This window comes from Paractinoplanes globisporus DSM 43857 (genome assembly GCF_000379645.1).
Lineage (GTDB): Bacteria > Actinomycetota > Actinomycetes > Mycobacteriales > Micromonosporaceae > Actinoplanes > Actinoplanes globisporus.
Genome location: NZ_KB903307.1, coordinates 1 through 19,362 on the forward strand (window position 1 = coordinate 1; position 19,362 = coordinate 19,362).

The 19,362-nt window shown below is 71.9% G+C and carries 17 protein-coding genes; 9 read left to right on the forward strand and 8 right to left on the reverse strand.

Translation table 11 applies throughout. The annotated features are described in order from the left end of the window. From A3CQ_RS53660 to icmA, 3 genes are all read right to left on the reverse strand, one after another. Positions 1-1,328: arginase family protein (locus A3CQ_RS53660; protein WP_020513195.1), on the reverse strand; the 1,328-nt coding region annotated here is incomplete at its 3' end. Between the two features lie 12 nt (positions 1,329-1,340). Then, positions 1,341-2,303, reverse strand: a complete 963-nt coding sequence (locus A3CQ_RS0122430) for a tetratricopeptide repeat protein (RefSeq protein WP_020513196.1) — start codon at positions 2,301-2,303, stop codon at positions 1,341-1,343. A gap of 208 nt (positions 2,304-2,511) precedes the next feature. Then, positions 2,512-4,185 carry a coenzyme B12-dependent isobutyryl-CoA mutase large subunit gene (icmA, locus tag A3CQ_RS0122435; RefSeq protein ID WP_020513197.1) on the reverse strand — a complete coding sequence of 558 codons (1,674 nt, stop codon included), beginning with the start codon at positions 4,183-4,185 and terminating at the stop codon, positions 2,512-2,514. A 102-nt stretch (positions 4,186-4,287) separates the two neighbouring features. Here icmA and A3CQ_RS0122440 point away from each other — a divergent pair, with 102 nt between their 5' ends. After that, on the forward strand, positions 4,288-5,556 hold the full coding sequence (locus A3CQ_RS0122440) for a M20 metallopeptidase family protein (protein ID WP_020513198.1): 1,269 nt from the start codon (positions 4,288-4,290) through the stop codon (positions 5,554-5,556). 53 nt (positions 5,557-5,609) lie between these two features. Here the strand turns inward: A3CQ_RS0122440 and A3CQ_RS0122445 are convergent, their stop codons facing one another. Beyond that, positions 5,610-6,794, reverse strand: coding sequence for an FAD-dependent oxidoreductase (locus tag A3CQ_RS0122445; RefSeq protein ID WP_020513199.1), 1,185 nt, complete (start codon positions 6,792-6,794; stop codon positions 5,610-5,612). Between the two features lie 53 nt (positions 6,795-6,847). On the opposite strand from A3CQ_RS0122445, the gene A3CQ_RS0122450 reads away from it, so the two are divergent. Next, the gene (locus A3CQ_RS0122450) at positions 6,848-7,441 is read left to right on the forward strand and encodes a PadR family transcriptional regulator (protein ID WP_020513200.1); all 594 of its coding nucleotides are present in this window, start codon (positions 6,848-6,850) and stop codon (positions 7,439-7,441) included. On the opposite strand, the gene meaB is transcribed toward A3CQ_RS0122450, so the two are convergent. Both meaB and A3CQ_RS0122460 read right to left on the reverse strand, forming a co-directional pair. Beyond that, entirely contained in the window at positions 7,438-8,391 is a 954-nt protein-coding gene (gene meaB, locus A3CQ_RS0122455; protein ID WP_020513201.1) for a methylmalonyl Co-A mutase-associated GTPase MeaB, read from the reverse strand. The genes A3CQ_RS0122450 and meaB overlap by 4 nt on opposite strands. Next, positions 8,388-9,617 carry an acetyl-CoA C-acetyltransferase gene (locus A3CQ_RS0122460; protein ID WP_051115316.1) on the reverse strand — a complete coding sequence of 410 codons (1,230 nt, stop codon included), beginning with the start codon at positions 9,615-9,617 and terminating at the stop codon, positions 8,388-8,390. Before A3CQ_RS0122460 ends, meaB begins: the two co-directional genes overlap by 4 nt. On the opposite strand from A3CQ_RS0122460, the gene mce reads away from it, so the two are divergent. From mce to A3CQ_RS0122480, 4 genes are all read left to right on the forward strand, one after another. Further along, positions 9,616-10,077 (forward strand): methylmalonyl-CoA epimerase, encoded by a 462-nt coding sequence (gene mce, locus A3CQ_RS0122465; RefSeq protein ID WP_026206039.1) that lies wholly within the window; start codon positions 9,616-9,618, stop codon positions 10,075-10,077. The two genes, A3CQ_RS0122460 and mce, sit on opposite strands and share 2 nt — an antisense overlap. 268 nt (positions 10,078-10,345) lie before the next feature. After that, positions 10,346-11,644: a DivIVA domain-containing protein gene (locus A3CQ_RS0122470; RefSeq protein WP_020513204.1), complete on the forward strand. Its 1,299-nt coding sequence runs from the start codon at positions 10,346-10,348 to the stop codon at positions 11,642-11,644. 232 nt (positions 11,645-11,876) lie between these two features. Beyond that, a complete protein-coding gene (locus A3CQ_RS0122475; RefSeq protein WP_026206040.1) occupies positions 11,877-13,310 on the forward strand; it encodes a coiled-coil domain-containing protein in 1,434 nt (477 codons plus the stop codon). Positions 13,311-13,357: 47 nt separating this feature from the next. Continuing rightward, entirely contained in the window at positions 13,358-14,482 is a 1,125-nt protein-coding gene (locus A3CQ_RS0122480; protein WP_020513206.1) for an AI-2E family transporter, read from the forward strand. On the opposite strand, the gene A3CQ_RS0122485 is transcribed toward A3CQ_RS0122480, so the two are convergent. Next, positions 14,442-15,272 carry an alpha/beta hydrolase gene (locus A3CQ_RS0122485; RefSeq protein ID WP_020513207.1) on the reverse strand — a complete coding sequence of 277 codons (831 nt, stop codon included), beginning with the start codon at positions 15,270-15,272 and terminating at the stop codon, positions 14,442-14,444. The two genes, A3CQ_RS0122480 and A3CQ_RS0122485, sit on opposite strands and share 41 nt — an antisense overlap. Positions 15,273-15,320: 48 nt before the next feature. Continuing rightward, positions 15,321-15,653: an Rv1322 family protein gene (locus A3CQ_RS0122490; RefSeq protein ID WP_020513208.1), complete on the reverse strand. Its 333-nt coding sequence runs from the start codon at positions 15,651-15,653 to the stop codon at positions 15,321-15,323. A 53-nt stretch (positions 15,654-15,706) separates the two neighbouring features. Between A3CQ_RS0122490 and A3CQ_RS0122495 the strand changes: the two genes are divergently transcribed. From A3CQ_RS0122495 to A3CQ_RS0122505, 3 genes are read left to right on the forward strand one after another with little or no spacing between them, the layout of a single operon-like run. Next, positions 15,707-17,200, forward strand: a complete 1,494-nt coding sequence (locus A3CQ_RS0122495) for an aldehyde dehydrogenase family protein (protein ID WP_026206042.1) — start codon at positions 15,707-15,709, stop codon at positions 17,198-17,200. Between the two features lie 9 nt (positions 17,201-17,209). Continuing rightward, positions 17,210-17,857, forward strand: coding sequence for an ABC transporter ATP-binding protein (locus A3CQ_RS0122500; protein ID WP_020513210.1), 648 nt, complete (start codon positions 17,210-17,212; stop codon positions 17,855-17,857). Continuing rightward, positions 17,854-19,362 carry a DUF6297 family protein gene (locus A3CQ_RS0122505; protein WP_020513211.1) on the forward strand — a complete coding sequence of 503 codons (1,509 nt, stop codon included), beginning with the start codon at positions 17,854-17,856 and terminating at the stop codon, positions 19,360-19,362. Before A3CQ_RS0122500 ends, A3CQ_RS0122505 begins: the two co-directional genes overlap by 4 nt.

The following is a 19,362-nucleotide window of genomic DNA, read 5'->3' on the forward strand; positions in this document are numbered from 1 at the left end:
ATGGCGCTATCGGCTACGGGATCGATCGCCCCGCCGTCCTCGTTCTCCGGCTCCAGGCTCCCGCCCGCCGCTCCTCCCGCGCCCGCTCCTCTCGCACCCAGGCCCGCTCGCTCCGCGCTCAGGCCCGCTCGCCCCGCACCCAGGCCCGCTCGCTCCGCGCCCAGGCTCGCTTCCCCCGCACCCAGGCCCGCTCGCTCCGCGCCCAGGCTCGCTTCCCCCGCACCCAGGCCCGCTCGCTCCGCGCCCAGGCCTCCTCGCTCCGCACCTGGGCGCGCTTCCACCGCACCCGGGCTCGCCTCGGACAAATCCGAAATTTCGGGTTCGGGGGACGCATCCGATTCCGCGGGCTTCGTGGGTGTGGAAGGGCGGGGGGAAGCCAGGTCGGCTCGGGCGGCGATCAGGTCGGGGCGGGGGGTCACGGTGCGGGCGGCGGCTAGGCCGGCCGCGACGGCGTTGGTGATCTCTTCGGCGTAGGTGCCGTCGGGGTCGTAGTCGGGGTCGAAGACGGTGATCTCGACGCCCAGGCAGTGCGGCGACTCGACCAGTCCGGCCAGCAGCAGCTCTAGCTCGGGGAAGGCGATGCCACCCGGCGACGGCGCGTCGACCGCGGGCATCACGGCTGGGTCGAGCACGTCCACGTCGACGTGCAGCCAGAAGCCGGCGCAGTCGACCAGCTGGTCGCGGGCCCACTGCGCGCTGCGGGCCGCACCCTCGGCGCGCAGGGCCGGCACCGGGCGGGTCACGATGCCGGCGGCCTGGAGGTCGAGGCGGTATTCGTCCTGGGCGCGCATGCCCAGCACCACCACGTCGATGTCGCGGAAGTAGGGCCGGCGGCCCTCGATCGACGCCAGATCGGCCTGGCCGCGGCCGGTGACCAGCGCGAGGTCCTCCCCCGCCGCGGCGCCCACATAGGACGCGTTGCCGGGGTGGCGGAAGTCGGAGTGACCGTCCACGAAGACCAGCCCGATGCGGCCGCCGACCGCCTCGCCGAGCCGGTGCATGGCCAGGCCCGAGCCGAGCAGGATCGAGCAGTCGCCACCGAGGATCACCGGGAACTCGCCGGCGTCGAGGATCGCGCCGATCCGGTCGGCCAGCTTGCGCGAGTACGCCGCAATCTGCGACGCGTGCGCGACGCCGTCGCCCGGGCGCCAGTCGCCCGGGTCGTACCGGGGCGGGGTCAGGCAGCCGGCGTCGCGCGCGCCGAGCCTGGTGAGCAGGCCGTGGTCGCGAAGCGCTCCGGGCGCCTTGGCGCAGCCCGGCACCGAGGTCGCGGTCGGCGGACGCAGACCGAGATTGGACGGTGCGTCGAGGACTGCGATCCGGCGCACGGAGCCTCCCGTCTAGAAGAGTGCGCTGGCCAGCTGGCGGCGGGCCACGGCCACCGCCGGGTCGTCCGGTCCGGCCACGCTGAACAACGACAGCAGGTGCTTGCGTACGGCGTCGCGGTCGTCCCCCGACGTGCGCTTGACCAGCGCGACCAGCCGCTCGTAGGCCCGGTCGGCCTGACCGGAGAGCACCTCGATGTCGGCCGCGAGGCGCTGGGCGTCGAGGTCGTCGGGGTTGGCCTCGGCCGCGGCCAGCGCGGCCGACGGGTCGTTGCCGCCCACCCGGCGGTAGAGATCGACCTGGGCGAGGCCCGACTCGGCGGCGGCGTCGGCCGGGGACTCGGCGAGGATCTTCTTGTACGCCGCCTCGGCCGCCTCGAGGTCGCCGACCATGAGCGCGTCGTCGGCCGCGTCGAGCCGGGGGTCGGCCGCCGCCTCGACCGTCACGCCGCCGGCCTTGAGCACGGCGTCCACGTACTGCTTGACCTGGTGCTCGGGCAGGACGCCGGTGAAGCCCTCGACGAGCTGGCCGCCCACGACCGCGACCACCATCGGGATGCCCTGCACGCGCAGCGCCTGGGCGAGCCGCGGGTTGGCGTCCACATCGACCTTGCCGAGCACCCAGCTGCCGCCGCCCGCTTCCGCGAGCCGCTCGAGCACCGGGGAGAGCTGTTTGCACGGCTCGCACCAGTCGGCCCAGAAGTCGAGGATGACCGGCGTGCTCAGCGAACGCTCGAGGACGGCGGTCTGGAAGTTGGTCTCGGTGACGTCGATGATCGTCTCGGGCCCGCCGCCCGGGAAGCCCGCGGACGGTGCGCCGCTGTGGGGTGCGCCGCCGCCGGGTGCGCCACCGGCGGGTGCGCCGGTCGAGGCCGGGCGGCTCGGGGCCGGCGCCGGGGTGGAGGCCGGGGTGCGCAGCGCGCTGAGATCGACCGCGCCGCGGGTGAAGATCGACGGAGTGGTCCGTGGGTCGCTCATGGTTACCTAGTCTCGCACGCTGACAAGGCGGTTCGTCGTGCCGCGCGGTGGTCGATATCGGAGGTCACAACAGCACGTCGTTCCCGATACTCAACGCCGCCGCACGGTTATGCAAGATCCCACAAGCGCCCCACGGGTGCCAGATGGCCGACCGGCGCCGAAGTACGCCCTGTCGACCGATTTGCGAGGTTGGCGCGCCGGGGACGGCTCAGAAACGGGCCGGCTCGCGGTAGATGCCCCACTCACCCTTCAGCGCGCCGCAGATCTCTCCGAGGGTCGCCTCGGCCCGTGCCGCCTCGAGCATGACGGAGATCATGTTCTCGTCGGTGCGCGCGACGGACACCAACCGGTCGAGCGCCGCTCTCACGCGTACGGGATCCCGGGAAGCCCGGCGATCACCCAGCTCGCGCCGCTGCACCACCTCGACCTCGTGGGAGACCCGCATGATTTCGAGTTCTTTCGCCACCGTGCCGGTGTGCGCGTTCACGCCGACGATGCGCTTCTCGTCCTTCTCCAGCGCCTGCTGGTAGACGAACGCGGCCTCGGCGATGTTCGCCGTGAACCAGCCGTCCTCGATGCCGCGCAGGATGCCGGCGGTGACGCTGCCGTCGGAGCCGAGCTCGCGGATGCGCGCGAAGATCTCCTCCGCCTCGGCCTCTATCCGGTCGGTGAGCGCCTCCACGTACCACGAGCCGCCGAGCGGGTCGGCCACGTTGACCACGCCGGTCTCCTCCATCAGCACCTGCTGGGTGCGCAGGGCGATCTCGGCCGACTCGTCGGTGGGCAGCGCGAGCGTCTCGTCGAGCGCGTTCGTGTGCAGGGAGTTCGTCCCGCCGAGCACCGCGGCCAGCGCCTCGACGGCGGTGCGCACGACGTTGTTGACCGGCTGCTGTGCGGTGAGGCTGACGCCGGCGGTCTGCGTGTGGAATTTCAGCCAGAGCGCCTTCTCGCTGGTGGCGCCGTAGTCGTCGCGCAGGTGGCGGGCCCAGATGCGGCGGGCGGCCCGGAATTTCGCGATTTCCTCGAAGAAGTCGATGTGCGCATCGAAGAAGAAGCTCAGGCCGGGCGCGAACTGGTTGACGTCGAGGCCCCGGGAGAGACCCAGCTCGACGTAGCCGAAGCCGTCGGCCAGCGTGTACGCCAGTTCCTGCGCGGCCGTCGAGCCGGCCTCGCGGATGTGGTAGCCGCTGACCGACAGCGGCTTGTATTTCGGGATCTCGCGAGCGCAGTACTCCATGAGATCGCCGATCAGGCGCAGGTGCGGTTCCGGCGCGAAGAGCCACTCCTTCTGCGCGATGTACTCCTTGAATATGTCGGTCTGCAGCGTGCCGTCCAGCCGGCTCAGGTCGGCGCCCTGCCGCTCGGCGGCCACGAGGTACATACAGAAGATCGGCACGGCCGGGCCGGAGATCGTCATGCTGGTCGTGACGTCCTGCAGCTTGATGCCGTCGAAGAGCACGTCCATGTCGGCGGCCGAGTCGATCGCCACGCCGCAGTGCCCCACCTCGCCGAGCGACTGCGGCTCGTCGGAGTCGCGCCCCATCAGCGTCGGCATGTCGAACGCGACGCTGAGCCCGCCCCCGCCGGCCGCGAGGATCATCTTGTACCGCTCGTTGGTCTGCTGGGCGTTGCCGAACCCCGCGAACTGGCGGATGGTCCAGGTGCGTCCGCGATAACCGGTGGGATAAAGACCACGGGTGTACGGAAACTCGCCCGGCCACCCGATCCGCGAGAACCCGGGGTAGGCCGCTCCGCCGGGCGGCCCGTACACCGGATCGACGGGCGACCCGGAGAGCGTGGTGAAGTCGGCTTCCCGCTTGCGAGAGGCGTCATAGCGCCGTTGCCAGCGCTCCCGGCCGGCCGCGATGTCGGCAGCATCCATGCAGTCATCGTAGAGGCAGTCCTGAACGATCCCTAAGGCGAACGAGGCTCTTCCCCAAGCCATGCTCTTTCGCGGGCCGCGGGGCGCTGGGAGCATCGGGCCATGGACGCGGCCGAACTTGACGCGCTCGCGGGCGCCGCTCATCACGGGCTGGTGGCGACGCGCCGGCATCTGCACGCGCACCCGGAGCTGTCGAACCGGGAGGTGCGGACGGCCGCCTTCGTCGCCGCGCGGCTGCGCGCGGCGGGGCTCGACGAGGTGCGCACGGGGATCGCGGGGCACGGGGTGATCGGCGTGCTGCGGGGCGGGCTCGGCGGGGACCGGGTCGCGGCCCTGCGGGCGGACATGGACGCGCTGCCCGTGGCCGAGACGACCGGCTTCGACTTCGCGTCGACCGCGGTGGACCGGGACTATCCGGGTGGACCCTTCCCCGTGTCGCACGCCTGCGGGCACGACTGCCACACGGCGACCGTGCTGACCGCCGCCGAGGTGCTCGCCCAGGTGCGGGGCCGGCTGCCGGGGACCGCGCTGTTCGTGTTTCAACCGGCCGAGGAGGGACCGCCGGTCGGGGAGACCGGCGGGGCCCGGGCGATGCTCGACGCCGGGGCCTTCGACGAGCCGGCGCCGACCATGGTTTTCGGGATGCACGTGGGACCGCTGCCCAAGGGCATCGTGGGTTACCGGATCGGCAGCCAGTACGCCGCGTCGTGCCTCGTGCGGATCATCGTCACCGGGCGGCAGGTGCACGGGTCCACGCCGTGGTTCGGCGTCGACCCGATGCCACCGGCGGCCGCGATCGTCACCGGGTCGGCGCAGCTGTATCGGCAGGTGCCCGCGACCAGCGCGGTGACCGTCTCGATCGGGCACGTGGAGGACGTGGGACGTTTCAACATCATCGGGGAACGGGTCACGCTGTGGGGCACGATCCGCTGCCTCGACCAGGGCGACATGGCGACGATGCAGGACGGGCTGCGGCGGATCGCCGAGCACCACGCCGCCGCTTTCGGCGCGACGGCGGATGTCTCCTACCTGCAGCCGGTGCCGCCGGTGACGAACACTCGGGAGTGGATGGAGGCGCTGCTGCCCACGATCGAGCGGGTCGTGGGCGCCGAGCGGGTCGTGGAGATCCCCGGCGTGCTGGGTTACGACGACGTCTCGGTCTTCACCGACGCCTTCGGCGGGGCATATCTGTCTTACGGCGCGCAGGACACCCGCTTTGCCGGGGAGTCGCTGGCGCCGGTCGAGGGTGGACGCGGGCTGGTCATGAACCACCACCCGGGCTTTTACGTCGACGAGGGCGCCCTGCTGGACAGCCTGCGGATCCACCTGCACGTGGCCCACGACCACCTCACCGAGCTGGCCGCGCCGTAGCAGGAGCCGGCCACGCCACAGCACGAGCCGGCCGAGCCGCAGCAGGCGGGATCTCAGACGCGGTGGTCGAGGATCCATGACTGTGGGTTTCCGCGGCGGTAGGCCATCTTGAGGATCGTCGGGAGCATCGCGTCGCGGATGGTGGCGGCGATCGGGCCGGCCGTCTTGCCGCTGCCGTTGCGGCGGCCGACGGCGACCACCTTTTCCACGCGGGGGCGGCGGACCTCCTCATAGGCGGCCAGCGCGCCGGGGACGTCGTCGGGGTGGGTGGCGAGGCAACGGCCGAGGACCACCGCGTCCTCGATGGCCATGGAGGCGCCCTGGCCCGACGACGGGGCGACCGCGTGGGCGGCGTCACCGGCCAGGACGACCCGGGACGAGTGCCAGATCGGGACCCGGCGCAGATCGTCGGTGTTCCACGGGCCGATCGCCGTGCCGGTCGCCCGGATGATCGCGGCGGCGGGGAAGGCCTCGTCGGCGAACAGGTCGATCAGGTGGGAGCGCCACGACTCGGGAGTGAAGTCGCCGGGGCGCACCGGGCGCTTGCTCGGCGGGTTGGCGAACCACCACACCGCGCCGCCGGGGGCGGTGGCCCAGCCGAAGAAGGCACGGCGGCCGAAGGCCATGTGCATGAGGCCGGGCGTGCGGTCGAAATCGGCCTCGACCGGGCGGTCGGTGAAACCGCCGGCGTTGAGCAAGCCCAGGTAGGTGGGGGCGGGACCGCCGGGGTTGAGCACCTCGCGGACCCGGGAGCGCAGGCCGTCGGCGCCCACCAGCAGGTCGCCCTCGGCGGTGGCGCCGTCGGCGAAGGTCACGGTGACGCCGGCGGAGTGCTCGGTGTAACCGGAGAGACGGCGCTCGTACTCGATCGGGATGCCGCGCTCGGCGGCGACGGCGCGGAGGGAGGAATAGAGGTCGGCGCGGCGGATGGTGGTGGTGACCGTGCCGTCGGCGGTGGGGCCGCCGAGCGGGAGCAGCGCCAGGCGGCGGCCGGCGCCGTTGCTCATGGCCAGGGTCGGGGTGGCGAAGCCGGCGGCCAGCACCCGGGCCGGGTCGAGGCCGAGGGCGCGCAGGGCGGTCAGTCCGTTGACCGCGACGGTCAGGAAGGCGCCGCGCTCGTCGGCGACGCCCTCGGGGCGGGACTCGAGCAGTCGCGGCTGCCAACCGGCACGCTGCAGGGCGATGGCGGCGACGGTGCCGGCGATGCCACCGCCGGCGACGAGGGCTTGTTTAGTCATGTTCTGACTATACATACTATGACTATGAATCGTCAAGCCCGTAAGCTGATCAAATGCAGGGAGAACCGCGCCGCTCGACGCTCGGCCTGGTGCTGCTGGCGCTGCTCATCGAGGCGCCCATGCACCCGTACCGGATGCAGCAGGTCATCAAGGAGCGCGGGCAGGACCAGTTGGTCAACGTCGCCCAGCGCAACAGCGTCTACCAGGCGCTCGACCGCCTGGTCCGCGACGGTCTCGTCCGTCCCGCGAGCGTCACGCGCGAGGCGGGGCGGCCCGAGCGCACGGTCTACGAGATCACCGAGGCCGGCGCGGAGACCATGCACAGATGGCTGACCGAGATGCTGCCGGCTCCGGCGCGCGAGTTCCCCGAGTTCCCGGCCGCGCTGGCGTTCCTGCCCGTGCTGGCCCCGGCCCTGGTGCGCGACCTGCTGGTCGTGCGCATCGAGGCACAGGAGGAAAGGCTCGCCGGCATCCACGAGCAGGCGCCGCCGGGCCTGCCCCGCCTGTTCCTGGTCGAGGACGAGTTCCGCGCCGCCATGCTGACCGCCGAGATCGCGTGGCTGCGGTCGCTGGTCGCCGACCTCGAGAACGGCACTCTGACCTGGGACCGCGAGATGATCGAAAAGACCCTGGAGGCGTACGGCTAAAGGCCCTTGATGAGTTCCTCGGCGGCCGCGTAGGGATCGAGCTCACCCGCCGCCACCGACGCGGCGAGCGTGCTCAACGCCGTACCCTCTCGAAGGTCGCCGATGCGGGAACGGAGCGTGCTCAGGGCGATGGCCTCGACCTCCACCGAGGCCCGCCGCTGACGGCGGCGAGTGAGATTGTCCGTCGACTCGAGCCAGGCCCGGTGCCGGCCGATCGCCGCCACCACGTCGTCGATGCCCTCGCCGCGAACGGCCGTGGCCCGCACCACCGGGGGCCGCCAGTCGCCTGCCTCCCGCTCGCCCAGCGCGAGCATCCCCTGGATGTCGCGGTACGTCGCGTCGGCGCCGGGCCGGTCGGCCTTGTTGATCACGAAGATGTCGGCGATCTCGAGCACGCCCGCCTTGACCGCCTGGATCGCGTCGCCCATGCCCGGCGCGAGCAGCACCAGCGTCGTGTCGGCGAGCGAGGCGATCTCCACCTCGGCCTGGCCGACGCCGACCGTCTCGACCAGGATCACCTCGCAGCCGGCGCCCTCCAGCACGCGCACCGCCTGAGGTGCGGCCGCCGACAGGCCGCCGAGCTGGCCCCGGCTCGACATCGAGCGGATGTAGACGCCGCGGTCGACGGTGTGCTCCTGCATGCGCACCCGGTCGCCGAGGATCGCACCGCCGGTGAACGGGCTGGACGGGTCGACCGCGAGCACCCCGACCCGGCGGCCCTCCGCGCGCAGTGCCCGCACCAGCTCGTTGGTCGTGGTCGACTTGCCCACCCCGGGCGAGCCGGTGAGCCCGACGATCTGGGCGTGGCCGGCGTACGGCGCGAGCGCCGCGGCGACCTCGGGCAGTGCCGGGTCGCCGTTCTCGACCAGGCTGATCAGCCGGGCCACCGAGCGGGGATCGCCCTCCCGCGCCCGCGCAACCAGAGTGGGCACATCGGGCCGGCGAATCACGCGGTGGGCACCTCGATGATCAGCGCGTCGCCCTGGCCGCCACCGCCGCACAGGCCGGCCGCGCCGAGGCCGCCGCCGCGGCGCTGCAGCTCGAGCGCCAGGGTCAGGACCAGCCGGGCGCCGGACATGCCGATCGGGTGGCCGAGGGCGATCGCCCCGCCGTTGACGTTGACGATGTCGCCGGAGACGCCGAGCTCGCGCATCGACTGGATGCCGACCTGGGCGAACGCCTCGTTGATCTCGATGAGGTCGAGGTCGGCCACGGTCTTGCCGGCCTTGCCCAGCGCGTGCTTGATCGCGTTGGACGGCTGGGACTGGAGCGAGCTGTCGGGGCCGGCCACGTTGCCGTGCGAGACGATCTCGGCGAGCCAGGTGAGCCCCAGCTCCTCGGCCTTGGCCCGGCTCATCACCACGACCGCGGCGGCGCCGTCGGAGATCGGGGAGGCGCTGCCCGCGGTGATCGTGCCGTCCTTGGCGAAGGCCGGGCGCAGCTTGGCCAGCGAGGCCGCGGTCGTGTCGGGGCGTACGCCCTCGTCGGTGTCGACGACCAGGTCACCGCCGCGCTGGGCGATGGTGATCGGCGCGATCTCCTCGGCGAAGTGCCCGTTCTTCTGTGCGGCGGCGGCCCGCTGGTGGCTCAGCGCGGCGAACTCGTCCTGCTCCTCGCGGGAGATGCCGAGCTTGGCGCCGCTGCGCTCGGTGGACTCGCCCATCGGGATGCCGTCCCACGGGTCGGTGAGGCCGTCGAGCGCCATGTGGTCGCGCACGGTCACGTCGCCGAACTTGACGCCCTGCCGCTGGTTGATCAGGTGCGGCGCGTTGGTCATCGACTCCATGCCGCCGGCCACCACGATCTCGAACTCGCCGGCCCGGATCAGCTGGTCGGCCAGGGCGATCGCGTCGAGGCCGGAGAGGCACACCTTGTTGACCGTCACGGCCGGCGTGGTCATCGGGATGCCGGCGGCCACGGCGGCCTGGCGGGCGGTGATCTGGCCGGCGCCCGCCTGCAGCACCTGGCCCATGATCACGTACTCCACCTGGTCGGGGCGGACGCCGCCGCGCTCGAGGGCGGCCTCGATCGCGTGGCCGCCGAGCGTGGTGGCCGGAAGGGATTTCAGGTTGCCGAGCAAGCGGCCCATGGGCGTGCGGGCGCCACTGACGATTACCGAGGTGGTCACGATGATCGCTTTCGTCCTGAACGGTGGTTCAAGTAAGACTAGTGGCATGACTGAGGCCTCACCTAGCGCCCCTGCGAATGTCACATCCCTCGGCGTCGACCTCCTGCGCATCGATCACGTGGGCATCGCGGTGCCCGATCTCGACGCCGCGAAGGACTTCTATGCCGAGACCTTCGGCATGCGGGTGGTGCACGAAGAGACGAACGAGGAGCAAGGCGTCCGCGAGGCCATGCTCGCGGTCGGCGACGGCACCGGTCCCCGGCTGCAGCTGCTCGCCCCGGCCCGGCCCGACTCGGCCATCGCGAAGTTCCTCGATCGCAGCGGCCCCGGGCTGCAGCAGCTGGCCTACACGGTGGCCGACGTCGAGGCGGCCTCGGCCGCGCTGCGGGCCCGCGGCCTGCGGCTGCTCTACGACACCCCGCGGCGGGGCACGGCCGGCTCGCGGATCAACTTCGTGCACCCCAAGGACGCGGGCGGAGTTCTGGTGGAATTGGTGGAGCCAGCCTGATTGATCCGTCTTACGGGTGAATCATCCTGTCGGACGGCCCGGCGGCCTGGCAGGATCAGGGACATCGAGCGGCGCGACCGCGCCGCCGATCGCCCCGAACCCGGATACAGCAGGTGACGGCCCGGCGAACAGGGATCGCCAGGTGGCTCGCGTTCGCTGCCCGAATGGCCGAGGTCGTCACTCAGCGGCAGCTCAAAGCTGATCTACGTGTCTTTTCTGATGCCGGTCCGCTCTTGCGTGGCTGGTGCGTCTTCGCCAGGATGGCCCAATGCCTCAGCAGCAGGATCAGAATTTGGCATTTTTCGACGGCGCGAACTCCCAGCACGACTTCACCGTCGTCCTGCGCGGTTACGACCGCGGTCAGGTGGATGCGCACCTGGGCCGGCTCATCGCCGCGCTCAACCAGTCCCAGCAGGCCCAGGGCGAGGCCGAGCAGCGGATGAACGACGCGCAGCGCCGTCTGCGCCAGGCCGAGCAGCGGCTCAACGCCGTGGAACAGAAGCTCGCCGACAGCAACAAGCTGCTGGAGGAGAACAACCGGCCGACGCTCTCCGGGCTGGGCACCCGGGTCGAGCAGATCCTGCGGCTGGCCGAGGAACAGGCCAACGACCACCGCAGCGAGGCCAAGCGGGAGTCCGAGGGCATCCTCTCGGCGGCACGGCTCGAGGCTCGCGAGATCACCGACAAGGCGCGCGCCGAGGCCGCCGCCATGAAGGCGACCGCCGAGCGCGAGGCCGGCCAGATGCGCACCCACGCCGAGCGGGAAGCGGCCGAGGCCCGCGTCCAGGCCCGGCGCGAGGCGGACACTCTGCGGTCCGACGCCGACCGCGAGACCAAGCAGTTGCGTACGGTGACCGCCCACGAGGTCGCCGAGCTCAAGTCGACCGTGGAGCGTGAGGTGGCGTCGCTGCGCGCCACCGCCGAGCGCGAGATCACCCAGCTGCGGGCCAAGGCCTCCCGCGAGGCCGAGGAGAAGCGCGCCGAGGCGACCAAGCTGCTCACCGACGCCCGCGACAAGCGCGACAAGGACCTCCAGGCCCTGGCGATGGAAATCGCCGAGCGGCGGGAGAAGGCCGAGCGCGAGGAGTCCCAGCGGCACGCCGCCCAGGTCAGCGCCACGCAGAAGATGGTGGCCGAGGCCGAGCAGCGGGCCAGCGCCGCGGAGGACCGCTCCAAGGAGATCGAGCAGCGCGCCGAGCAGCGCCGGGTCGAGTCCGAGCGCAACGCGATCGAGACCACGGAAAAGGCCCGCGCCCTCGCCGAGAAGACGGTCTCCGAGGCTCGCACCGAGGCCCAGCGCCTGATGAGCGAGGCCCGCACCGAGGCCGAGCTGACCACCCAGGCCGCCAAGCGCGAGGTGGACGACCTCACCCGTCAGAAGGACCAGGTCACCAACCAGCTCGGGCAGATGCTCTCCGGTCTCTCCGGCCTGGTGCCGGGGGTCGGGGGCGCGGCCAAACCGGCCGCCGCCGAGGCCGCCAAGCCGGAGACTCCCGCCCAGCGGGCGCCGGAGCCGGACAAGAACGGCGCCGGCGACAAGCCGGTGGCAGCCAAGACCAACTCCTGAGTCGTTCGCCACTGACCTCTCCGGTTGCGTCATCCTTCCGGGTGCGCGACGGTGGATCGGTCGGCCGCTACATATCGATACGGGCCGTACCGGAGTTTCTCCGGTGCGGCCTGGCTCGTTTTGCGCGCGTAGCCTTGCTTCTGCAGGCCGGCTTCAGACAAATCACAACTAGACGCATACTCCGGCCAGGACGGTGTGTATCCGTCCTTGACGGGACGATGCGTATGTGAGGATGGACAGCATGTCGCACGGCGGTGAAATCTTCGGTCTCGGCGGAGACGCGGCCACCGAGCCCAGCTTCGAGACCGCCCTGCGGGGTTACGAGAAGAAGCAGGTCGAGCGGTACGTGGCTCGTGCCGAGAACGAGATAGCCGCCCTGGCCTCCGAACGCGAACAGGCGTACGCGCAGATACAGGCCATGTCCGCCCAGATCGAGCGCCTCCAGCAGGAGATCACCCAGACCCGCCGACAGGGCGGGATCGGGCCCGAGGTCTCCTTCCGCCACCTGGGCCCGCGGGTCGAGCAGATCCTCGCGCTGGCCGAGGAGCAGGCCGAAGCGATCAAGGGGTCCGCCACCGACGACATCGCCACCCGGCTCGCCGAGGCCGAGCGCATCCGCGCCGAGGCGGAAAAGCACGCCCGCGACGGCGTCCGCGACTTCGAGATCGCCCTGGCCGCCCGCCGTGCCGAGGAGGAGCGGGCCGACGCCGCCAAGCGCTCCGCCGCGGAAAAGGCGCTGGCCGCGACCCGCCAGTCCGTCGAGCAGATGCGCGCCGAGGCGGAAAATGCCCTCGGCCGCGCCCGCGCGGACGCCCAGCAGGTCGGCGAGCAGACCGCACGGGAGGCGCACCGCGTGCGCGCCGAGGCCGACGGCTACGCCCAGTCCACCCGGATGCAGGCCGACCAGGAGAGCAAGGCCCTCCGGGAGAAGACCCAGCAGGAGATCACGGCCCACCGGGCGAACGCCGACCGCGCCCACAATGAGCTGAAGGCCAGTGTGGAGCAGGAGCTCGCGCAGCGCCGCCAGGCCGTCGCGCAGGAGCTCTCCCAGCAGCGCTCGGCCGTCGAGAAGCAATGCGCCGACCTGCGTAGCGAGGCCGACAAGTACGCGGAGGAGGTCCTGCGCCGCTCCGACGACCAGGCCACCGCGGTCCGCAAGGAGATCACCGCCCAGCAGGAGAAGATGGCGCAGGCCGCGGCCGACCTCGAGACCGCGCAGGCCAAGGTCGCCGAGGCCGAGCGGCAGCTGACCGAGGCGCAGGAACGCGCCCGCTCCGGCCGGCAGGAGACCGAGCAGGTCCAGCAGCGCCTCGCCGAGGTGCGCAAGGAGCTCGAGGCCGAGACCGAGCGGGTCGCCGAGGCCAAGCGGGCCGGCGAGGCGGCCGAACGGCACGCCAGCGACGTCCGCCGCCAGGTGCAGAAGGAAGCCAAGCGGGTGGCCGAGCTCGCCGCCGCGGCCGTGCTCGCCGCCGCCGGTCCCCCCGACGAGAGAGACGAGCCCGACTCCGCCGAGGCGGAGGAGGAGAAGGCGGTCGCCGGCGGACCGGTCGGGGCGCACGCGGCGTCCGAGCCGGCCGGCCAGCACGCCGCCGGCGCCGGCAAGGTCACCGCGTCGGCCAAGGTCACGGTGCCGCCCGCGAGCCGGGTAGGCGCCGACGCCGAGTAGCCGGGTGATAGCCTCCGCCGAATAGATCGGCGGGAGGAAATACCCCGGTGGCCGCAGACGACCAGACCAAGCACGAGACCGAGGCGCCCGCCGAGGATTCGATCGAGCAGGACGAGCGCGAGGGCCGGTTCGGCCGCCCCGGGCCGCCGGTCGACCGGCGCAACCCGTTCATGATCGGCCTGCTGGGCGGGCTCGGCGTCATCGTGGCGTACGCGATCTTCCTGGGCGTGCGCAACGCCGCCTCGATCCTCGTGCTGATCTTCATCGCGGCGTTCCTCGCCATCGGGCTCAATCCCGCGGTGAGCTGGCTGCGCCGGCGGGGCGTCCCCCGCGCCGCGGCGGTCGCGATCGTGGCGCTGGTCGTGCTGGGTCTGCTGATCGGCGGTCTGATCGCGCTGATTCCGCCGCTGGTGACGCAGACCAACGAGCTGATACACAACGCGCCCGGCTACCTCCAGCAGCTGCAGCGCAACAAGACCGTCAACGACCTGGTCGAGCGCTACGACATCATGGAGAAGGTCACCAGCGCGGTCAACGCCGGCACGGTCGGCAACGCGGTCGGCGGCGTGGTGGGCGGCGCCAAACTGATCTTCGGCACGATCTTCAACACGCTCACCGTGCTGGTGCTGACGATCTACTTCATGGCGGCCTTCGACCGCCTGCGTGAGGCGGCGTACTCGTTGGTGCCGGCCTCGCGCCGCACGCGGGTCCGGCTGCTCACCGACGAGATCCTGACCAAGGTCGGCGCGTACATGGTGGGCGCCCTGTCGATCGCCGTGGTGGCCGGGTTCAGCTCGTTCGTGCTCGCCATGATCCTCGGCCTCGCGTATCCTTTCGCGCTGGCCGTGGTGGTCGCCCTCTTCGACCTGATCCCGCAGATCGGCGCGACCCTCGGCGCGATCATCGTGAGCCTGGTGGGCTTCGCCTCGTCGCTCACCGACGGGATCATCTGCGTGGCCTTCTTCATCGTCTACCAGCAGGTGGAGAACTACCTGATCTACCCGACCGTGATGCGCCGGTCGGTGAAGGTGAGCGACGTGGCCGCCGTGGTGGCGGCCCTGCTCGGCGTCGCGCTGTTCGGCGTGATCGGGGCGCTGGTGGCGATCCCGATGGTGGCCGGCATCCAGCTGATCATTCGCGAGGTTGTGGTGCCGAGTCAGGAGAGCCGCTGACCAGCGGGCCCGGCACGGGTACGTCGGCGAAGGCGGCGACGGTGCGGTCGGCGTACGCGTTCATGTCTCCGCTGTCCATCGGGCCGTCCCAGGTCCGCGGCAGCGGGACCGGGGCCTCGGGCGCGACGCGCCGCACGATCTCGTCGAGGACGCGTTCGGCGTCGCCGACCCAGAGGTGCTTGGCTCCGTCGACCGTGACGATCTCGCCATAAGAGAACTTTTCGGCCGCCGCGGCCGGGCGCAGATAGTCGTCGAACTCCGGGATCAGGGCGGTCAACGGCTTGCCGCTGTCCTTCCAGGCCGCCAGGTGCTCGGGCGACGAGTACCGGAGCGGCGGCGAGAGCAGGATCGCCCCCACGATCGCCGGGTCGAGGCCGTGCATCAGGGTCAGATCGGTCCCGAACGACCAGCCGAGCAGCCAGATATTCGGCAATTCCGAAAATTCGGCAAATTCTATGGCGGCGGCTACGTCGTACCGCTCGCCCACCGCGCCGTCGAAGGCGCCCTCCGACTTCCCCCGCACACTGCTCGTGCCGCGGGTGTTGAAGCGCAGCACGGCGATGCCGGCCAGCGCCGGAAGCCGCCACGCCGCCTTGCGGAAGACGTGGCTGTCCATCATGCCGCCGTGCGTGGGCAGCGGGTGCAGGCACACCAGCGTGGCGACCGGGTCGCGGTCGAGCGGGCGGGCCAGCTCACCGACCAGGGTGAGGCCGTCGGCGGTGTGCAGCTCGATGTCCTCCCGATCGGCCGGGAGGATCGAGTTGGCACGGATCGGGTTGTTGCTCGGCATCGCGGCCTTCAGTCCTTCTTTGGGTGGCGGGCGGGGCGGTTGGAGGGCTTACCCATAGCGCGGGGCGTTGCGCGAGCGCTCCACCCCGGGGGCACGCCGGTCACGCGCCTTCCAGCAGCCGGTGTGCCAGTGCCGGCGGTCGGTGAGGTCTCCGCTGCCGTCGACCGGCCAGGCCACCACGTGTGCCACGCCCGGGCGGATCTCCTGCATGCAACCCGGGCACCGGTACGTCTTGACGGCCGCCCCGCCGAAGATCGAGCGCACCATCCACTCGCCGTCGCGCCACTGCTGGACGGCCTCGACGCCCTTGCGGACACGCTCGTCCGTCAGCTCGGCGGGCTCGGACGGAGATCGGCGTCGGGGGTTGTTACGGCGGGGCACAGGTTCAAGAGTACGTAGTGACTGAGCAGTAACAAGCGCCGTAGACTCCGCACATGACGGCTACTCGCGTTCCCGGCGTGCCGGTGATCGAAGACGGCGTGCTCATCTCGACGAACCCCGCCACGGGCGAGGAGGCCGGCCGCGTGCCGGTCGCCTCGGAGAAGGATGTCGCCGCCGCCGTCGAGCGCGCGAGGGAGGCCGGCGCCTGGTGGCTGGCCCTCGGGTACGAGGGACGCAAGGACCGTCTGCTGCGCTGGCGCTCGCTGATCGTCCAGCGGATCGAGGAGCTGGGCCGGCTCACCAGCCTCGAGACCGGCAAGCCGGAGACTGACGGGATCATGGAAACGGTCGCCGCCGTCGAGCACCTCGACTGGGCGCCCCGCAACGCGAAACGGGTCCTCGGCCCGCGCCGCGTGCGCACCCGCATCCTGCTCGCCGAGCACTCCGGTCACCTGGAGTACCAGCCGTACGGCGTGATCGGCGTGATCGGACCGTGGAACTATCCGATCGTCACCCCGATCGGCCCGATCAGCGGCGCGCTCGCGACCGGCAACGCCGTCGTCTTCAAGCCCAGCGAGTACACCCCGATCGTCGGCCAGTGGCTGGTCGACACGTTCGCCGAGGTGGTGCCCGAGCAGCCGGTGCTGCAGGCGGTGCACGGCCTGGGCGACGTGGGCGCCGCGCTGTGCCGCTCGGGGGCCGACAAGATCGCGTTCACCGGCTCCACCGCCACCGCGAAGAAGGTCATGGCCGCCTGCGCGGAAAACCTGGTCCCGGTGGTGATCGAGGCCGGCGGCAAGGACGCGCTGATCGTCGACGCCGACGCCGATGTCTCTGCCGCGGCCGAGGCCGCCGTCTGGGGCGGCATGACCAACGCCGGTCAGACCTGCATCGGCATCGAGCGGGTGTACGCGGTGGCCCCCATCTACGACCGCCTGGTGAAGGAGATCGTGGCCAAGGCCGGCAAGCTGCGCACGGGCGAGGAGATCGGCCCGATCACGATGCCCCGCCAGATCGACATCATCCGCGAGCACATCGACGACGCGCTGGCCAAGGGCGGCACGGCGGTGCTCGGCGGGGTCGACGCCGTCCAGCCGCCCTACGTGGCGCCGACCGTGCTGGTCGACGTGCCGGCCGACTCGACCGAGATCCGCGACGAGACGTTCGGCCCGACGCTGACCATCACCAAGGTCGCCGACGCCGACGAGGCGATCCGGCTCGCCAACGACACCCCGTACGGCCTGGGTGGTGCGGTCTTCGGAAAGAGGAACGCGGTCCGCATCGCCCGCCGCCTGCGCTCCGGCATGGTCTCGGTCAACTCCACGCTCACCTTCGTCGGCATGGGCAACCTGCCGTTCGGTGGCGTCGGCGACTCCGGCTTCGGCCGCATCCACGGCGAGGACGGCCTGCGCGAGTTTGCCCGTCCCAAGGCGATCACCGTCCGCCGGGCGCGGTCGCTGCTGCCGTCGACGACCTTCGAGCGCACTCCGGCCCAGGTCAAGCAGATCGTCAAGGCCGTACGGATGCTCTACGGACGCCGCTCGTAAGCTGTCCGGGTGGTAGATCACCCCGCGGTCGAGGTCGAGGACCTGCACGTCAGCTACGGCTCCACGCCCGTGCTCGTTGGCGTCGCGCTGACCGTCCCGGCCGGCACCGGCGTCTGCGTCACCGGCGAGAACGGCATCGGCAAGTCGACGCTGCTGCGCTGCGTGAGCAGCCTCCAGCAGCCCGACTCCGGGGAGATACGGGTCTTCGGCGCCAGGCCGGGCTCGACCCCCGAGTTCTGGCGGGCCGTGGTCACCACCGTCGAACCCCCGACGTGGTACCCCGGACTCACCGTCCGTGAGCACGCCGAGCTGGTCTGCCGCGCCCACGGGCAGGATCCCGAGGAGGCCGGCATCGACGAGGCCCTCGAGCGCTTCGGCCTCGGCGGGCACATCGACGCGATCCCGCCGTCGCTCTCCTCCGGCCAGAAACAGCGGCTCACGCTCGCGATCGCGCTGATCCGCCCCAGCTCGTTGCTGATACTCGACGAGCCCGAGCAGCGCCTCGACCCGGACGGCCGGCAGGAGGTGGCGTCACTGCTCGCGCAGTACGTGGCCGGCGGCGGCTCACTGCTGATGGCCAGCCACGACGACAAGTTCGCGACGGCCTCGGGCGCGCAGGTCACCACGATGGAGTCGCTGAGCGCGGACGCCTCATGACCACGACCACCGTCCCGCTCGCCCCCGTCCGCCGCTGGATCGGCCGCCGCCAGTCGGCGCATCGCGAGCGCGGCGCGACCGCCGGCAACATCTACTTCGCGTTGCTGTTCGTGGCCATCGTCGGCGGCATGGTGCACAAGCAGTTGGCCGTCGTCTTCTGGCCGCACTCGCCGAACGCCTCCCGCTTGGTCGCCGCGTCGCTGGTCCCGGTCCTGTTCGGCCTGCTCTACCTGGCATTGCGCCGCTTCGGCCCGCTCGCGCTGAGCCGTCCGGCGGCGTCCTGGCTGCTGCCCGCGCCGGTGAGCCGTCGCCGTCTGTTGCTGCCGTCGCTGCGACTGACCGCGATCGTCGCCGCGATCGTGGGCGCGCTGGAGGGCATCGCGATCGTCGGGCACGCGGCGCCGCGCACGCTCGGCGGTTCGTCGGTGGCCCTGCTGGCCTCGGGCGCCGGCCTGACCGGCATCGCGCTGCTGCTGGTGGCCCTGGCGGCCCAGGCCGGCGGACGGTGGGGCAATCGGCTCGACGCCGTGGTCTCGCTGCTCCTGGCGGCCGGCCTGGCCGGGCTGGTCACCGACGCGACCACGGACCAGCCGGTCGCGGCGAGTGGGTGGCCCACCACCACGGCGCTGCTTCCGCTGGTGGGTGCCCTCGCGCTGGTCGTCGGCGTCCTCTTCGCCCTGTCCGTACGGGGGTTGGCGCGCACGCCCAACGAACGGATCCTCGAGGCGGCGAAGACGGCCGGCACCCTGTTCGACTCGGCGTTCGGCATGGAGCCGTCCTTCCTCACCGACATGGTCGAACGGCGCTACTGGGCCCGGCGCCACCTGCGCTCGGTCCGCTTCCCGGCCCGCCTGCCCGTCCTGGTCACCCAGGACCTCCTGCTGGTGGCCCGCCGCCGCGGCCGCCTGCTCTGGCTGGCGCTGGCCGCCGCCCTCCCGGTCCTGCTCAAAGACGCCCCCGCCTGGCTGACCGGCGTGGCCATCCTCATCGGCATCCTGCTGGCCGCCGCGACCCCCGCCGGCAACGTGAAGACCGACGCCGGCAACCCCGTGCTGCTGCGCATGCTGGGCCTCAGCTCCCGCCAGGCCATCCTGCAGCGCCTGTGGGTCCCCGGCGTTCTGGCCGCCGTCTGGTCGGCGCTGGCCCTCGGCCTGCTCTCCGCCCTGAACGAGCTGCCGCCCGGCCCGTGGTGGGCGCTCGGCCTCACGCTGGGCCCGGTCGGCGCGGTCGCCGCCGTCCGCCGAGCCCGTGTCGGCTTCGTCCGCAACGAGCTGCTCCCCCTGGACACCCCGATGGGGACGGTCTCCACGGGCCCCCTGGTCAACGCCGCGATCGGCCCCGACGCCCTGCTGCTCGGCCTGCCCGTCCTGGTCCAGATCGCCCAACACCACCCCCTCTCCTGGACAACCGTCCTGGTCCAGGCCGTGGTCGGCGGCGTCGGCGCCCGCGCGTACCTCGTCGGCAGCACCTCACCCGACCGGGTAGAGCTGAACGCCCCCCGCTGA

What these genes read in the sequence shown, in the direction of transcription:
- A3CQ_RS0122430 (WP_020513196.1), bottom strand. Translation starts at nt 2,303, where the DNA reads ATGAGCGACCCACGGACCACTCCGTCGATCTTCACCCGCGGCGCGGTC.
- icmA (WP_020513197.1), bottom strand. Translation starts at nt 4,185, where the DNA reads ATGGATGCTGCCGACATCGCGGCCGGCCGGGAGCGCTGGCAACGGCGC.
- A3CQ_RS0122440 (WP_020513198.1), top strand. Translation starts at nt 4,288, where the DNA reads ATGGACGCGGCCGAACTTGACGCGCTCGCGGGCGCCGCTCATCACGGG.
- A3CQ_RS0122445 (WP_020513199.1), bottom strand. Translation starts at nt 6,794, where the DNA reads ATGACTAAACAAGCCCTCGTCGCCGGCGGTGGCATCGCCGGCACCGTC.
- A3CQ_RS0122450 (WP_020513200.1), top strand. Translation starts at nt 6,848, where the DNA reads ATGCAGGGAGAACCGCGCCGCTCGACGCTCGGCCTGGTGCTGCTGGCG.
- mce (WP_026206039.1), top strand. Translation starts at nt 9,616, where the DNA reads ATGACTGAGGCCTCACCTAGCGCCCCTGCGAATGTCACATCCCTCGGC.
- A3CQ_RS0122460 (WP_051115316.1), bottom strand. Translation starts at nt 9,617, where the DNA reads ATGCCACTAGTCTTACTTGAACCACCGTTCAGGACGAAAGCGATCATC.
- A3CQ_RS0122470 (WP_020513204.1), top strand. Translation starts at nt 10,346, where the DNA reads ATGCCTCAGCAGCAGGATCAGAATTTGGCATTTTTCGACGGCGCGAAC.
- A3CQ_RS0122475 (WP_026206040.1), top strand. Translation starts at nt 11,877, where the DNA reads ATGGACAGCATGTCGCACGGCGGTGAAATCTTCGGTCTCGGCGGAGAC.
- A3CQ_RS0122485 (WP_020513207.1), bottom strand. Translation starts at nt 15,272, where the DNA reads ATGCCGAGCAACAACCCGATCCGTGCCAACTCGATCCTCCCGGCCGAT.
- A3CQ_RS0122495 (WP_026206042.1), top strand. Translation starts at nt 15,707, where the DNA reads ATGACGGCTACTCGCGTTCCCGGCGTGCCGGTGATCGAAGACGGCGTG.
- A3CQ_RS0122505 (WP_020513211.1), top strand. Translation starts at nt 17,854, where the DNA reads ATGACCACGACCACCGTCCCGCTCGCCCCCGTCCGCCGCTGGATCGGC.